The sequence below is a fragment of the Vibrio sp. STUT-A16 genome (assembly GCF_026000495.1).
GTDB classification, from domain to species: Bacteria; Pseudomonadota; Gammaproteobacteria; order Enterobacterales; family Vibrionaceae; genus Vibrio; species Vibrio diabolicus.
In genome coordinates this window covers 2,962,821-2,978,109 of the sequence record NZ_AP026765.1, presented here as the reverse complement: position 1 = coordinate 2,978,109, position 15,289 = coordinate 2,962,821, and the positions used below count along the sequence as shown (strand labels likewise).

The following is a 15,289-nucleotide window of genomic DNA, read 5'->3' as shown; positions in this document are numbered from 1 at the left end:
TTAATAAGCTAAAATAGTTTAATGATTTCAAATAGATAGAAAATTGATTGTTACAAAAAAGTAACATTTGATTCTGTGGGAAATAAAAAAGACCAGCATAAAATGCTGGTCAAAATAGAAAGATTGGAAGGAATTGTTTTCTTTCTTTGCTAATAGCCATCGATATCGCTGATGGCTATTTATGGCATTGAAAGAGGGAAGCGTGAATACTTCCGTTAAGCAGAAAGCATCAGTGAATCTGCTTTTGCTTCTAGGTTTGTGCCATCCATTAGGTAGTCATCGATAGCACGAGCACATTCGCGACCTTCGTTGATACAACGAACCACCAAAGATTGGCCTGTTCGCATATCACCAGCAGCAAATACGCCTTCTTGGTTAGTAGCAAAACCTTGAGTTGCTACGTTACCGCGATCATCTAGCGCGATATCCAGTTGAGCAAGCACGCCTGTAGGTTCTGGGTGTAAGAAGCCCATTGCTAGGAATGCCATATCACATGGGATCACTCGCTCGCTGCCTTCTACTTCTTTGAAACTTGGGCGCTCGCCTGGTTTTGCATCTTGCCAAACGATATCAGCAAGACGAAGGCCTGTGACTTCACCTTTGTCATTTCCGATGAACTCTTTGGTCAGGATGTTCCAGTGACGATCGACACCTTCTTCATGAGAAGTCGAAGTACGTAGGATCATTGGGTATTGAGGCCAAGGCATATTGGCTGGGCGCTTCTCTGGTGGAATCGGCATGATTTCCACTTGAGTTACGCTTGCTGCGCCGTGACGGTTTGACGTACCTACACAGTCTGAACCGGTATCACCACCACCAATGACAACCACATGTTTACCTTTTGCGTGAATCTCTTCCGTTTTCAGGTCCATGTTATTTGCACGTCGGTTGTTTTGACCTAGGAATTCCATTGCGAAGTGAACGCCTTTGAGCTCACGACCCGGAACTGGCAAATCACGTGGAACCGTTGAGCCACCCGTCAGTAGAACCACATCGAACTCTTGACGCAGTTGCTGAGCATTTACATCAACACCGACGTGTTGGTTTACTTTAAACTCAACGCCAGCTTCTGCCATTAGATTGATCTTACGATCAATGACTTCCATGCTCAGTTTAAAATCTGGAATACCGAAACGCAGCAGACCACCAACCTTCTCGTCTCGCTCGAATACTGTCACAGTATGACCAGCGCTGTTTAGCTGCTCAGCAGCCGCAAGACCCGCTGGTCCAGATCCAATGATCGCTATCGTTTTACCAGTGCGAGAACGTGGCGTTTTTGGCTTGGCGTACCCTTCACGATACGCCGTTTCTACGATGGTTTTCTCGATGTTACAGATGGTGATTGGGTCTTGGTTGATGCCAAGTACACAAGCACTTTCACATGGAGCAGGGCAAACACGACCAGTAAACTCTGGGAAGTTATTGGTTGAGCTTAGAATGTTCCATGCTTCTTCCCAGCTATCACGATAAACCGCATCGTTAAACTCTGGGATGATGTTACCGATAGGGCAGCCGTTATGACAAAACGGCACACCACAATCCATACAACGAGACGCTTGAGTATTGATCTTGTCACCAAACTCCTCGTTCAGAACGAACTCTTTGTTGTTCTTGATGCGTTCAGCTGGGTCGATCTTCTGTGGTAGTTCACGACCATGCTCTAAAAATCCAGTAGGCTTACCCATTATACGGCCTCCACTTGAGTTTCGTTTCCTTGAGACTGTGCTTCAGCTTTACGCTTTTGAAGCACCGCTTTATAGTCACGCGGCATTACCTTAACCATAGAGGCTAGGCTTGCTTCAAAGTTGTCTAGGAAAGACTGAGCGACTTCACTTCCTGTGAATTGAACATGCTTAGTTAGCATGTCGAGTAATAGATCTCTGTCTTCTTTCTCGATTGGATCTAGGTCTACTAACTCTGGGTTCAGTTTCGACTCAAAGTCGCCTGATTTATCCCATACGTAAGCCACACCACCACTCATACCTGCGGCAAAGTTACGACCTGTTGAACCAAGGATAATTGCTGCACCGCCCGTCATGTATTCACAACCGTGGTCACCGACGCCTTCTACTACTACTTTCGCGCCTGAGTTACGAACACAGAAACGTTCACCAGCCATACCGCGAATGAAAGACTCACCCGAAGTTGCACCGTAGAAACACACGTTACCAACCACGATGTTGTCTTCTGCGACAATGCTTGATTTCGCATCTGGGTAAAGTACTAACGTACCGCCAGATAAGCCTTTACCCCAGTAGTCGTTCGCGTCGCCTTCTACTTCGAACTTCACGCCCTTAGCTAGGAATGCGCCGAATGACTGACCCGCAGAACCTTTGAACTTCACGTTCATTGGTTGAGGTAGACCTTGGTCTTTGTACACTTTCGAGATTTCGTTCGACAGCATGGTACCTGCAGAGCGGTCCGTGTTGACGATAGGGAACTCGGCATTCACCGCTTCGCCTTTCTCGAGTGCAGGAATCGCTGCTCGAATCAGCTTACGGTCTAGTACCGATTCAAGATTGTGGTTCTGTTGCGTTTGGTTATGGATACCGTCTGACTCACGTGGCTGTTCAACGTGTAGAACAGGAGACAGATCTAGGTTCTTGTATTTCCAGTGAGAAACGTCTTGGCGAACACGCAGTTTCTGGCCTTGACCGACCATCTCATCGATAGTGCGGAAGCCAAGTTCAGCCATGATTTCACGTAGACCTTGTGCCATGTATTGGAAGAAGGTTACGACGTCTTCTACGCGACCATCAAAGCGCTCGCGAAGCGTCTTGTTCTGAGTTGCGATACCAACAGGGCAGGTGTTCTTATGACACTTACGCATCATGATACAACCTTCAACCACCAAGGCTGCGGTTGCCACGCCCCATTCTTCTGCACCTAGTAGTGTTGCCACTGCAAGATCACGAGGTGTCTTCATCTGACCGTCCGCTTGAACCACGATACGGTTACGTAGACCGTTCTTTAGTAGCGTTTGGTGTGTTTCTGCCAAACCAAGTTCCCAAGGAAGACCAGTATGACGGATTGAAGACATTGGGGATGCACCAGTACCACCGTCGAAACCTGCGATTAGTACAACGTCTGCTTTCGCTTTCGCTACACCTGATGCGATGGTACCAACACCTGCTTCAGACACGAGTTTCACGTTTACACGACCCGCACGATTCGCGTTCTTCAAGTCGTAGATCAGCTGAGCCAAATCTTCGATTGAGTATATATCGTGGTGTGGCGGTGGAGAAATCAAACCTACGCCTGGAGTTGAGTGACGTGTAGCACCGATCCAGTCATCTACTTTATCGCCTGGTAGCTGACCACCTTCACCTGGTTTCGCACCTTGAGCCATCTTGATTTGTAGCTCATCAGCGTTGGTTAGGTAGTAAGAGGTTACGCCGAAACGACCCGAAGCTACCTGCTTGATTGCAGAGCGTTCCCAATCGCCGTTCTCTTTGCGCTCGAAACGCATTGGGTCTTCACCACCTTCACCAGAGTTCGATTTCGCGCCAAGACGGTTCATCGCAACAGCTAGTGTGGAGTGTGCTTCGTAAGAAATAGAACCGAATGACATAGCACCCGTCGCGAAGCGTTTCACGATGCTTTCAATTGGCTCGACTTCGTCGATAGAGATAGAGCCGGCTGGGTTCTTAATAAACTCAAGCTGGCTACGCAGAGTTACCGCGTTGTCACCTTGTTTATCGACTGCTGTCGCGTACTGCTTGAACTGATCGTAGTTCTTGTTGCGCGTAGACTCTTGTAGTAGAGAAATGGTTTCTGGGTTGAAGAGGTGCTTCTCGCCACGCTGTTTCCATTGGTAAACACCACCCACATCCAGCATTTGAATTGGGATTTCGCGTTGTGGATAACCGATGCGGTGACGAACGAGCACTTCTTTAGCAATATCGTCAAGGGTGAGACCTTGGATACGAGAAACTGTACCTGTGAAGTACTTGTCTACCACTGACTTATGAATACCTAAGGCTTCGAAGATTTGCGCACCGTGGTACGACTGCAGGGTTGAGATACCCATCTTCGAGAAGATCTTCAGAAGACCGCCATTGATCGCTTTACGGTAGTTGTTGAACAGATCGCGAGGGTTCGCTTCTGGGTCCAGCTTCTTCGTACGCTGAAGCTCAATGATGGTTTCAATCACTAGGTATGGGTTAACGGCGTTGGCACCGTAACCAATTAGCGTTGCAAAGTGGTGCGTTTCACGCGCGTCACCGGTTTCAACCACAATGTCACACTTCGCACGTAGACCTTTGCGGATCAAGTGGTGATGCACTGCACCAACTGCCAGCATGGCTGGGATAGCGGCGTGGTTTGAGTTCACTGCGCGGTCAGTTAGCAGGATGATTGAGTAACCATCAATAACCGCGTCTTCTGCGTATTGGCAGATACGTTTTAGTGCGCGCTCAAGCTTGCCTTGGTCTTCACTGGCTTGGAATACGATATCTAGCGTTTTCGCCTGAAGATGCTCGTTATCGATCGCACGCAGTTTCTCAAGCTCAGAGTTCGCCAGAACAGGCGATTCCAATTCGACTTTCTGACAGTGAAGTGGTGTTTCAGTCAGAAGGTTTTGGTCTTTACCCAAGTAAGTGTTCAGCGACATCACCATACGCTCACGGATCGGGTCAATCGGTGGGTTAGTTACCTGTGCGAACAGCTGCTTGAAGTAGTTTGAAAGATGTTGAGACTGATGAGATAGAACCGCAAGAGGCCAGTCTGCACCCATGGCTGATAATGGCTCTTTACCTTCATTTGCCATTGGAACGATGATTTCGTTCACTTCTTCAGTACTTACGCCAAACGCTTGTTGGCGGTGTAGAAGATGTTCTGGCTTAGGTTGGCTGAATTGGTTGCTCGCATCTGGCAGCTTCTTCAAGCTTAGTAGGTTTTCTTCTACCCACTTTTCGTAAGGCTGTGCCGTTGCGATGGTGTCTTTCACTTCTTCATCAGAGATGATGCGACCTTGCTCTAAGTCTGCAACGAAGATGCGACCTGGTTGTAGACGACCGCGGAACTCAACGTTCTCTGGCTCAATATCCACAACACCAGATTCTGATGCCATTACTAGGAAGTTATCTTTGGTCACTGTGTAGCGAGAAGGGCGCAGACCGTTACGGTCGAGTGTCGCACCAACTTGAACACCATCAGTAAAACATACTGAAGCCGGACCATCCCATGGTTCCATGATGTTAGCGTGGTACTGATAGAACGCGCGACGCTTAGGATCCATGTTTTTGTTTTCTTGCCATGCTTCCGGGATCATCATCATCAATGCGTGCGGCAGGCTACGACCAGAAAGAACTAGGAGCTCAAGTGCCATGTCAAAGTTAGATGAATCCGAACTGCCTTCCTGACAAATAGGAAGCAGCATGTCGATTTCAGCTTGGGTAAATAGATCGGATTCAATGATCGCCTCACGGGCTTTCATCCAGTTCAAGTTACCTCGAACTGTATTGATTTCACCGTTGTGGGCAATGTAACGGAAAGGTTGTGCAAGACGCCATTTCGGGAAGGTGTTGGTAGAGAAGCGAGAGTGTACCAGTGCCAGTGCGGTCACCATGGTCGGGTTTTGCAGATCAAGGAAGTACTGAGGGACTTGCTCGGTCGTTAACTGACCTTTGTACACCAATGTCTTGTAAGACATTGAGTTAATGTAGAAGTCATCACCAATGTTCGAAACGCTTTCTAGACAAACACGTACAGTGTAGTTACGAAGTACGTACAGTTTGCGCTCTAGCTCTTCAGGTGTGATACCTGGACCACCAGAGATAAACACATGCTCAAACTGAGGTTCTGTGCTTAGCGGGTCGGCACCGATCATCGAGTTATCGGTTGGCAAAACGCGGTAGCCAATAACTTCAAGGTCTAGACGCTGAGCGTTGCGTTCTAGAATGTCACGGCATTGCTCGCGTTTGTATTCGTCTTTCGGGAAAAGTACGACACCCACACCATACTTTTCAAATGAAGGCAGTTTAATGCCGAGCTTAACGGCCTCTTCTAATAGGAATTCATGAGGTTTTTGTAGCAAGATACCCGCACCATCACCGCTGCATGGATCACAACCTTGACCACCACGGTGCTCCATGCGAGCTAGCATATCCAATGCTTGAGTCACTACTTCATGAGATTTACGGTTTTTAAGGTGAGCAACAAAACCGATACCACACGCGTCATGCTCCAATTCAGGAGTATATAGACCCTGTGGATTTTGCTCTCTATCTACCATAGATACATCCTTCCAGTTCAATGTCGACGCAAAAGCACCAGGCAGGCAAATGCCACCTAGACCATTGATTACGTCTTGTCCTTTATATTTATTATCGCCACCGATCTAGGTTGACCGATCTTGATTCCTTTCCGTATCTCGCAGGAAAAGTTTTGCGAGAAAAACAATCCTTGGTGGTATCCCTTTATTTATTGCCACTATTTAGTGATTTATATAGGTAGGAGTGGGATAACACCGACAAATCCCGCAGTGTACTTTGTAATAAAAGTCACAAAAATAACGGGGTTGTGTAAGTATCCTACAATTTTGTCACTTCAGAATGCAATGAAAAAGTCGACGTTGTGACCCAATTTTTTCGTTTAATTATGCATTTTTAGTTTAACATTTACGCAACATGAACGTTTTTTATCTGTATTTATGCAGGTTTATTGATTTTGAGCCGTATGATGTTTGTTTGAATTGACTAGTATTGTGTGTTTTTTCTTGCAGGGATGTAATTTATTTACACAGATCGTAGTGAGATTGATTACGGTTCATTGTTGGTGAGAATTTATGCAGTTACATGAGTTGGTCAATACAATCGGCCAAGATCTTCAGCGTCGATACGGTGAAAAAGTCCATAAACTAACGTTGCACGGTGGATTTAGTTGCCCTAACCGAGATGGCACGATTGGTCGGGGAGGATGTACTTTTTGTAATGTGGCTTCGTTTGCGGATGAAGAAGTACAGATAAAGAGTATTCACGATCAGTTGAAAGATCGTGCGGGTGAAATTCATCGAGCGAAGAAGTATCTTGCTTATTTTCAGGCTTACACCAGTACTTATGCGGAAGTGCAAGTGCTGAAAAATATGTATGAAGAAGCACTAAAAGCGGCTGATATTGTGGGATTGTGTGTCGGGACTCGTCCAGATTGCGTGCCTGATGCCGTATTAGATTTGTTGTCTGACTATGTACAGCAAGGTTATGAAATTTGGCTAGAGTTAGGGCTTCAAACCGCTAATAACGACACCCTTAAGCGCATCAATCGCGGTCATGATTTCGAATGTTATGCCGAGATCACCAAGCGTGCGCGTGCGCTAGGTATTAAAGTCTGTACTCATTTAATTGTTGGATTACCGAAAGAAAGCCGCGACGATAATATTGAGACGCTGCAAAAAGTGTTAGCCGTGGGCACGGATGGCATTAAGTTACATGGCTTGCATATTGTGGAAGGCAGCACCATGGCGAAAGCGTGGCGTGCAGGACGATTAGAGGCGCCAGAGCTAGAAGAATATGTCGCAATTGCCAGTGAGATGATTCGTATGACGCCACCGGACGTGATTTACCATCGCGTTTCATCAGCTGCTCGTAGACCTACCTTATTATCGCCACTGTGGTGTGAAAATCGCTGGCTGGCGATGACTGAAATTGGTCGAGCCCTCAGTGAACATGGTGCTCAAGGAAGCCTAACGGGAAACGCTTTTATCTATACTAAACCGGAATTAATAGCAGATCGCTCAATAAATAACTGATATATTTTAACCAGTTTTCTTTAAAGGTTTAAACGATGGATCAGTTACTCAATTGGCTTTGGGATGGTCAAGGCGGTTATGGCTATGTCGTCTTGTTATTAATTGCTAGCGTGTGCGCGTTAGCACTGATCTATTTGCACTTTCAAACATCACTTAAGCAACTCGTAACGGATTCACCCTATCCAGTCATAGTGCTGGATACTGGCCATGCTCAGATCTTGTTATCTAACCAAGCTGCGATGCAGTTATTAGGTATTCGCTCTCTAGGTACGGGATATTTGTATCCCGCTTTATTCGATATTCGTGAGCTTGAGTCGTTTCTCGACAGTGTCTCTAGTCGTCATTTTAGCCAGCAGGTATTTGATTGGCGCTTATCTGAAAGCGAATCTATCAAGGTGGAGTTGTCAGGAAGAAAGAGTTTGCTGCGCAATCACCGTGTTTGGATCATCTACGCGCAGCCATATCAAGCCACTCATCAAGAGCAGCAACAAGAGCTTGCGCAATTAACGATTGCCCGTTCGGCACTAGACTCACTCTCTGAGTTAATTTGTACCCAAGATCGCCAAGGGAATTTATTAACGACGAACCGAGCATTTGATCAATTTTGGGAAGGGCGAAGGGAAGAAGCCTGCGCATCAAAGGTTTCCATGGGTGAGGCTAGCAGAAAGAGTGAGCGCAAGTGGACGACGGATCCACAAGGTCGCAGTTGCTTATTGGAAGTGAATCAAAATTCCCTTGTGTCACCGAGTGGTGAGCTGATCGGTACATTATCCATTAGTCATGATGTGACCGAGTGGCACAAAATGCAGCAGAACCTGAGAGATGAAATGGAGCGCCGTAAAGATACAGAAGTTGCGTTGGCGCAAAGGGATACCATCTTACAGACTATTCTTGACGCTAGCCCTGACTCTATCGGTATCTTCAATGAGAATATGGTCTATCAAGCGTGTAATAAACCGTTCGTTAATGCATTAGGTATTTCAGACGTGTCTGATTTGATCGGTAAGCGCCTTCAAGATGTCATTCCTGAAGAGATGTACGCTCGCTTAGCTGCTAGTGATTTAGATGCATTGCGTCAGTCAGAACCTGTCCGATACATAGATAAAGTCGTTAGCAGTGATGGCAAAAGTACGTGGTTTGATGTGGTGAAATCGCCCTTTAAAGATAAAGCTTCAGGAACGAATGGTGTGCTGATCATGGCGCGTGATATTTCTGAACGTTACCTTGCCGAACAAAAGTTGGAGAGAGCTAATTTAGAGTTAGAAAAGTTGAGCTTTATGGATAGCTTAACTCAGGTATCGAACCGACGCCGCTTCGATGAACAACTGCAGGTACTATGGTACCACCATGCCCGCGAAAAGCTGCCGCTCACTATCATGTTGTGTGACATCGACTTTTTCAAAGATTACAACGACTGTTACGGCCATCAGCAAGGTGATGAAGCATTGGTCAGTGTTGCTACCGTATTCACAAAAGTCATCAATCGCTCTTCTGATTGTGTTGCGCGTTATGGTGGTGAGGAGTTTGGTTTTATCCTGCCGAATACCACAACGGAAGGCGCGAGCAATGTAGCGCAGCGTATTCATGAACAAATTCGACAACTCGATATGGAGCACGACAGCTCAGAAGCTTCGGAACGTCTCACGGTCAGTATCGGTCTTGTCTCTTACATTCCTCAACATGGTGATGAACCGGAAATGGGTATTGCCATGGCTGACAGTGCGCTATACCAAGCCAAAGCTGATGGACGTAATCGCACCTGTATTCACCCCAGTTCTTGCTAACGCTTTGTGACCGCTTGCTCTAAGTTGATAGCTGATTGTTTAAATCGCCGTATTAAACACGTTAAACTTACCGAAGCCTGTGCGTTCGTTGGTTAACTTATCTTTTTATCTTGTTTAGCAAGCGCAGTTCGCACTACGTATTTTTCACTAATCACACAGACCTAAATTGCGTTAGGCCGAATATGTCTGCTCGTTTTTTATCATTGAAGGGCAACATCTAGCCAGCACCATGGAGTAGTTAATGAAACCCATGAAAAATCTCGCCCAGTATTATGTCGACTTGCTAGTCAAACTGGGGATTGTTCGTTTCTCGATTTTGCTGGCCCTTGCGCTGGTGGCATTAGCCGTTGTGGTGCAGGTGGGGATTACTTTAGCTCTCAAGGGGCGAGTCGACGATATCGACATTGTCCGTTCGGTGTTTTTTGGTCTCTTGATTACACCTTGGGCGGTTTATTTTCTTTCTGTTGTTGTTGATCAGCTAGAAGAGTCTCGCCAGCGTTTAACCAAGTTGGTGTCCAAACTGAAAGACATGCGCTCGCGAGACCAAGAACTGAATTATCAATTGCAACAAAACATCGAAAAGCTCAACCAAGAAATTGAAGAGCGCATTAAAGCAGAAGAAGCTCGTGAAGAAGCAATGCAAGATCTCGAAAACGAGGTGTTCCAACGAGAGCGTACTCAGTTAGAGCTGGCGGAACGCACTGCACTACTGCGTTCATTTATTGATGCTTCGCCAGACTTAATTTACTACCGCAATGCCGATGGTGTGTTCTCCGGTTGTAACCGGGCAATGGAAGAGCTAACGGGCAAGAAAGAGCACCAGTTAGTCGGATTAAGCCCTTGGGATGTGTATAGCAAAGAAATCGCTGAGCACATCGTTGATACTGACCAAAAGGTCTTTGCCGATAATCAAGCCATCACTTACGAGCAGTGGCTTGAGTATCCTGATGGACGCAAACACTACTTTGAACTGCGTAAAGTGCCGTTTTACAGCAAAGATGGTCGTCACCTTGGCTTGGTGGGCTTTGGCCGTGATATCACTGAACGTAAACGTCATGAAGAGTCGTTAGAGAAAGCAAGCCGTGATAAAACCACTTTTATCTCAACCATCAGTCATGAACTGCGAACGCCACTAAATGGCATTGTGGGTTTAAGTCGCATGCTTCTCGATAGTCCGTTGACAGAAGAGCAGCGCAAACACATGCAGACCATCAATGTGAGTGCGATTACGCTAGGGAACATCTTCAACGATATTATCGATATGGATAAGTTTGATCGCCGCAAGCTAGAACTATTACCTGCGCCACTTAACTTCGAAGACTTCGTCGCTGAGATTGAAAGCATCTCTGCTTTGATGGCGGAGCAAAAAGGGCTGCGCTTTGACTTAGAACGTTTGAGTGATTTACCAAAAGCAATTGAAGTGGATGCGACCCGTTTGCGTCAGGTAATTTGGAACTTGGTCAGCAACGCAATGAAGTTTACCAAAGAAGGTGGCGTTGTGATGACAGTGAGCGCGGATGTCGAAGACGATTTTGCCACCATTATTATGGAAGTGGAAGACACAGGTATTGGCATACCAGAAGACGAGCTCGATAAAATCTTTGCCATGTATTACCAAGTGAAATCAGGTAAAGACAACCTACATGCTGTCGGGACTGGTATAGGCCTGGCGGTATCAAAACAGCTGATCAATATGATGGATGGTGACATTACTGTCGCCAGTGAGGAAGGTTTTGGTAGTACTTTTACCGTATCGATTCACGTTCCTATTGTGGAACTCGAAGAGCCAGTCATTGATGCAAAACGCGATAATGTGCATCTCAACATCTTTATGGTCGAAGACATTGAGCTTAACGTCACTGTTGCCAAATCGTTGCTTGAGAGCTTAGGGCACTCCGTTACCGTGGCGATGACGGGACAAGAAGCGCTCGTGAACTTTGTGCCAGAAAAATATGACTTGGCGTTGTTGGATATTCAGCTACCTGATATGACGGGGTTTGATGTCGCAAATTATTATCGCGAGCATTATAACAATCTGCCTCCATTGGTCGCCCTAACAGCTAATGTGATGAAAGATCGTCGTGAATATTTAGATAACGGTATGGATGATGCCATCAGCAAACCGCTTGCTGTGAATGCCATTCAGTCTGTAATTGATAAGTTCTTCGCGCATCAGGTAGAGCCGCAAGAGCAACCTGAGAGCATTCCAGAAACAGTGGAAGAGCCGACTCCTTCTCCTGTGATTGAGACACACTTGCTCGATATGGATATGTTAGAGTCTTACGTCGACATTGTTGGTGCCAAGCCGGTCTACGACAGCATAAAAATGTTTGAAGACATGATGCCAGACTATATTGATGTCTTAGACTCAAACATGACGGCGAAAGATCAAGATGGGATTGTTTCTGAAGCGCATAAAATTAAAGGCGCTGCAGGTTCGATTGGCCTCAAACGTATCCAAAGTGTGGCGCAGAAAGCGCAATCTCCCGATATGCCAGCATGGTGGGAAAACATTTCAGACTGGGTTGAAGAGATCAAAAATGAATACCAAAACGATATTCAAGTCCTCAAAAGTTGGTTGGAACAAAGGAAATAACATGAAAAAAATCGCACCGTTGGCGTTGGTTGTAGCATTGATGGCAGGCTGCAGTTCCGTTCCAAGTGTGAACTGGCAACAAAACAGTCAGATTACGATTAACCAGGTGAATGTCGAGCTCAAAAGTAACTTATGGGTGAACCTGATGCCGACTGTTGGGGAAGTACAAGAGCAAAGCATTCAAGGATCACTTTACCTTGAAGGAGACCAGTTACTCCCAGCCAACCTGACTGCCGAAGCGCTTATCATCAAGCAAGGGGAAAAAGAGTGGTGGGTGGATGAAGACTCTTTAGAAACTCGAACTCATAGTGAGAGCCAATGGGAAGTAGCCTTCACGTCTCAGGTAGACGCGGACACAGAAAAATCGGTTGATATCGCGGTACTTTTAGACGACGCAGGTAAACAGCGCTGGTTAGTGGAAAAATACGTGAAGATTAATAAGGTTTATTAGATTCAGTGATTGTTCGTTAATTGCTAAACCCAAAATAAAAGGGCTTGCTCAATGAGCAAGCCCTTTGCGTATTAGCGATTCAATTAGTCTTCTAGATCGCCACAGAAGCGGTAACCTTCGCCGTGGATAGTCGCGATGATTTCAGGAGTACCTGAAACAGACTCAAAGTGTTTACGAATACGACGAATCGTTACGTCTACAGTACGGTCATGCGGCTTAAGTTCACGGCCAGTCATCTTCTTAAGAAGATCGGCGCGAGTTTGAATCTTACCTGGGTTTTCACAGAAGTGCAGTAGAGCTCGGAACTCAGAGCGAGGGAGCTTGTAGCTATCACCAGCAGGGCTTACTAGAGAGCGGCTGTTGATGTCCAGTACCCAACCATTGAATTCATACTTTTCTACTGAGCGTTTCTCTTCTTGCACCGCGTTAGAGCTCATTGAGCGGCTAAGTAGGTTGCGAGCACGAATAGTCAGTTCACGTGGGTTGAATGGTTTAGTGATGTAGTCATCTGCACCAATCTCAAGACCTAGGATCTTGTCCACTTCATTGTCACGGCCTGTCAGGAACATTAAAGCAATGTTCGCTTGTTCGCGTAGTTCACGCGCTAACAGAAGGCCATTCTTGCCTGGAAGATTAATGTCCATAATAACCAAGTTGACTGAGTTGTCAGACAACACTTGGTGCATCTCTTCACCGTCACTGGCTTCAAAAACAGCGTATCCCTCTGCTTCAAAAATACTCTTAAGAGTGTTACGAGTTACTTGCTCATCTTCAACGATAAGAATCTGCGGGGTTTGCATTGGCGGTACCTAAATTTGTGACAAAATTGTGCTAATAGAATAAATTCTAGGCAAAAATATAACATACAGGTAATGTGATTTTGATAATAAATCAAGTTGATCAAAAAAACACTTCTTTCAGTTATCCGCCCTCCATGGAATTTTGCCAACTCACCAGTATCCAATGGCGACGTTTATTCTAAAGGGCTTGTTTACCTTTCATTTCCTGCTTTCTGTGGGGCCTGAAACGTAAACACCCTAAGATATGGAGCGGATTTTATATTGTTAACAGCATGCTAACAATGCTCAAATGTTAATTCCATTCAGTTTGTTGATTTATATCAATTGATGAAATGTAACTGTTATTAATCGTTTAAGACTTATGATAGAAAAAAGTAATACGAACATAGACGCATCGTTATGGAATGCTTATTCAGAATCTTTTTTTAGATTCGAGGCAGAGTGGTGCGTTTCAAACTACGCTGTGATAACCGCTTGGAACCCATACAGTAATTTGCGGTCCAAAGAAGAGAACTGCATAAGCAATCAAGCATTAGAAACACTGCTACAGCACGTTAATTACGCGCCTATCACAGTAGGTGACAGCTCTTTTACATGGTATGAGGAAAGCTTTGCCGTCGAGTTATCACCAGAGGCGGCGGTCGGCATTGGCGAATGACTTTCAACAAAACGCGATTTACTACGTCATTGATGATCAACTTTACCTTATTGCGTGCTCACAGCCGAAAGTGTTGCATAAGTTAGGCTCCCTTAAGCCTCGACTCGTATAGGAAAGGATACTGCTCACCGAAGCACTGCTTGGGTGAGAAAATTCACGGAGGAAATATGAGAGACATTACACCCGATATTTGTGACCAATTTGAAGCCCAAGTTACCCTGCTTACTTTGCCACTGCAGAACTTTGGTCAACGCACCGCTTTTTACGGAGAAATTGTCACAGTGCGTTGCTATCACGACAACTCAAAAGTACGTGAAGTACTGGGCGAAGATGGAACGGGGAAAGTATTGATTGTTGACGGACATGGTTCGTGTCAGAAAGCATTGCTTGGCGATCAATTAGCAATACTCGGAATAGAAAATGGGTGGGAAGGTATTATTGTCTATGGTGCAATACGCGACGTAGCACAAATATCTCAGATGGACATTGGCGTGCAAGCACTTGGTACCAATCCGTTTAAGACAGAGAAGCGAGGTATGGGAGAGGTCAATGTGACCTTAACGATGCAAAACCAAATCGTGCAGCCGAAGCATTATGTGTACGCTGATTGGAATGGTGTGTTGATTTCAAAGCAAAAATTAGATTTCTAAAAACGAAAGCCTAAACCTACCTCAATACCTTGTTGCCAATCTTGGTAATCAAGAGTCGCGTGAAGATCCAGTTTATCGGTGATTTTTACGCGACTTGAGACTTCAGCTGCGAGGCTGCTGTCTTCTTGTCGAATACCTTCCGCAGTCTCATTCTTGTAAGAGCGAACCGTACTTTTTAGTGTGACACGATCATTGAAGTGATAGCTGATCCCACTCAAAAAACCGCTTTGGTTTTGGGTTGGAGAGTTGTTGACTCGTGCACCGACGTAAACGTCTACTGAGTCAAAGAGTTCGTACGCATAACCCGTGTCGATATTCCAAACATCGAAACTGTCAGATTGATAGCTGTCGCTGGAAATAAATAGTTTATGAGGAGAAGGGGATGCTTTGCCTGGAAGAGGCGGAAGCTCGTTTGCTAGACAAACGCCAGACACAAAAAACAGCAACAGAAAAAGCCCTCTTTTCATGCTCACCACTCCTTGTGTCAACTTTTTTATTAGTATGTGCCCAAAGCTTCTCACTATTAAAGCATAGAATATGAAAGCTAGCTCACCTATTTTCTAAATAATTCGATCCTGTGAACATAGGTCACAGTTAAGTTGT

The 15,289-nt window shown here is 45.6% G+C and carries 9 protein-coding genes and 1 pseudogene; 6 read left to right on the top strand and 4 right to left on the bottom strand.

From position 1 onward, the window contains the following. Window positions 1-215: 215 nt before the first annotated feature. Both OO778_RS14105 and gltB read right to left on the bottom strand, forming a co-directional pair. Window positions 216-1,685 carry a glutamate synthase subunit beta gene (locus OO778_RS14105; protein WP_006742690.1) on the bottom strand — a complete coding sequence of 490 codons (1,470 nt, stop codon included), beginning with the start codon at window positions 1,683-1,685 and terminating at the stop codon, window positions 216-218. After that, complete coding sequence (gltB, locus tag OO778_RS14100; protein WP_264910106.1) at window positions 1,685-6,235, bottom strand: glutamate synthase large subunit; 4,551 nt, start codon at window positions 6,233-6,235, stop codon at window positions 1,685-1,687. The genes OO778_RS14105 and gltB overlap by 1 nt, the downstream gene beginning before the upstream one ends. 552 nt (window positions 6,236-6,787) lie before the next feature. On the opposite strand from gltB, the gene OO778_RS14095 reads away from it, so the two are divergent. The 4 genes from OO778_RS14095 (at window position 6,788) to OO778_RS14080 (ending at window position 12,578) form a co-directional block, all read left to right on the top strand. Then, a complete protein-coding gene (locus tag OO778_RS14095) occupies window positions 6,788-7,747 on the top strand; it encodes a TIGR01212 family radical SAM protein (RefSeq protein ID WP_047009093.1) in 960 nt (319 codons plus the stop codon). A gap of 35 nt (window positions 7,748-7,782) precedes the next feature. After that, window positions 7,783-9,531, top strand: a complete 1,749-nt coding sequence (locus tag OO778_RS14090; protein WP_074192049.1) for a sensor domain-containing diguanylate cyclase — start codon at window positions 7,783-7,785, stop codon at window positions 9,529-9,531. A 241-nt stretch (window positions 9,532-9,772) separates the two neighbouring features. Continuing rightward, window positions 9,773-12,127 carry an aerobic respiration two-component sensor histidine kinase ArcB gene (gene arcB / locus OO778_RS14085; protein WP_005396314.1) on the top strand — a complete coding sequence of 785 codons (2,355 nt, stop codon included), beginning with the start codon at window positions 9,773-9,775 and terminating at the stop codon, window positions 12,125-12,127. A gap of 1 nt (window position 12,128) precedes the next feature. After that, window positions 12,129-12,578 carry a hypothetical protein gene (locus OO778_RS14080; protein WP_005396313.1) on the top strand — a complete coding sequence of 150 codons (450 nt, stop codon included), beginning with the start codon at window positions 12,129-12,131 and terminating at the stop codon, window positions 12,576-12,578. A gap of 83 nt (window positions 12,579-12,661) precedes the next feature. Here the strand turns inward: OO778_RS14080 and arcA are convergent, their stop codons facing one another. Beyond that, window positions 12,662-13,378, bottom strand: a complete 717-nt coding sequence (arcA, locus tag OO778_RS14075; RefSeq protein WP_005381824.1) for a two-component system response regulator ArcA — start codon at window positions 13,376-13,378, stop codon at window positions 12,662-12,664. Between the two features lie 361 nt (window positions 13,379-13,739). On the opposite strand from arcA, the pseudogene OO778_RS14070 reads away from it, so the two are divergent. Next, window positions 13,740-14,148 (top strand): annotated as a pseudogene (locus OO778_RS14070) (DUF3293 domain-containing protein). A 55-nt stretch (window positions 14,149-14,203) separates the two neighbouring features. Then, window positions 14,204-14,686: a putative 4-hydroxy-4-methyl-2-oxoglutarate aldolase gene (locus OO778_RS14065; protein WP_065645162.1), complete on the top strand. Its 483-nt coding sequence runs from the start codon at window positions 14,204-14,206 to the stop codon at window positions 14,684-14,686. On the opposite strand, the gene OO778_RS14060 is transcribed toward OO778_RS14065, so the two are convergent. Further along, on the bottom strand, window positions 14,683-15,153 hold the full coding sequence (locus tag OO778_RS14060) for a hypothetical protein (RefSeq protein ID WP_047009097.1): 471 nt from the start codon (window positions 15,151-15,153) through the stop codon (window positions 14,683-14,685). The genes OO778_RS14065 and OO778_RS14060 overlap by 4 nt on opposite strands. Window positions 15,154-15,289: the final 136 nt, after the last annotated feature.

Bases quoted from the DNA above. Each gene is read 5' to 3' on its own strand.
- OO778_RS14105 (WP_006742690.1), bottom strand. From the start codon at position 1,685: ATGGGTAAGCCTACTGGATTTTTAGAGCATGGTCGTGAACTACCACAG.
- gltB (WP_264910106.1), bottom strand. From the start codon at position 6,235: ATGGTAGATAGAGAGCAAAATCCACAGGGTCTATATACTCCTGAATTG.
- OO778_RS14095 (WP_047009093.1), top strand. From the start codon at position 6,788: ATGCAGTTACATGAGTTGGTCAATACAATCGGCCAAGATCTTCAGCGT.
- OO778_RS14090 (WP_074192049.1), top strand. From the start codon at position 7,783: ATGGATCAGTTACTCAATTGGCTTTGGGATGGTCAAGGCGGTTATGGC.
- arcB (WP_005396314.1), top strand. From the start codon at position 9,773: ATGAAACCCATGAAAAATCTCGCCCAGTATTATGTCGACTTGCTAGTC.
- OO778_RS14080 (WP_005396313.1), top strand. From the start codon at position 12,129: ATGAAAAAAATCGCACCGTTGGCGTTGGTTGTAGCATTGATGGCAGGC.
- arcA (WP_005381824.1), bottom strand. From the start codon at position 13,378: ATGCAAACCCCGCAGATTCTTATCGTTGAAGATGAGCAAGTAACTCGT.
- OO778_RS14065 (WP_065645162.1), top strand. From the start codon at position 14,204: ATGAGAGACATTACACCCGATATTTGTGACCAATTTGAAGCCCAAGTT.
- OO778_RS14060 (WP_047009097.1), bottom strand. From the start codon at position 15,153: ATGAAAAGAGGGCTTTTTCTGTTGCTGTTTTTTGTGTCTGGCGTTTGT.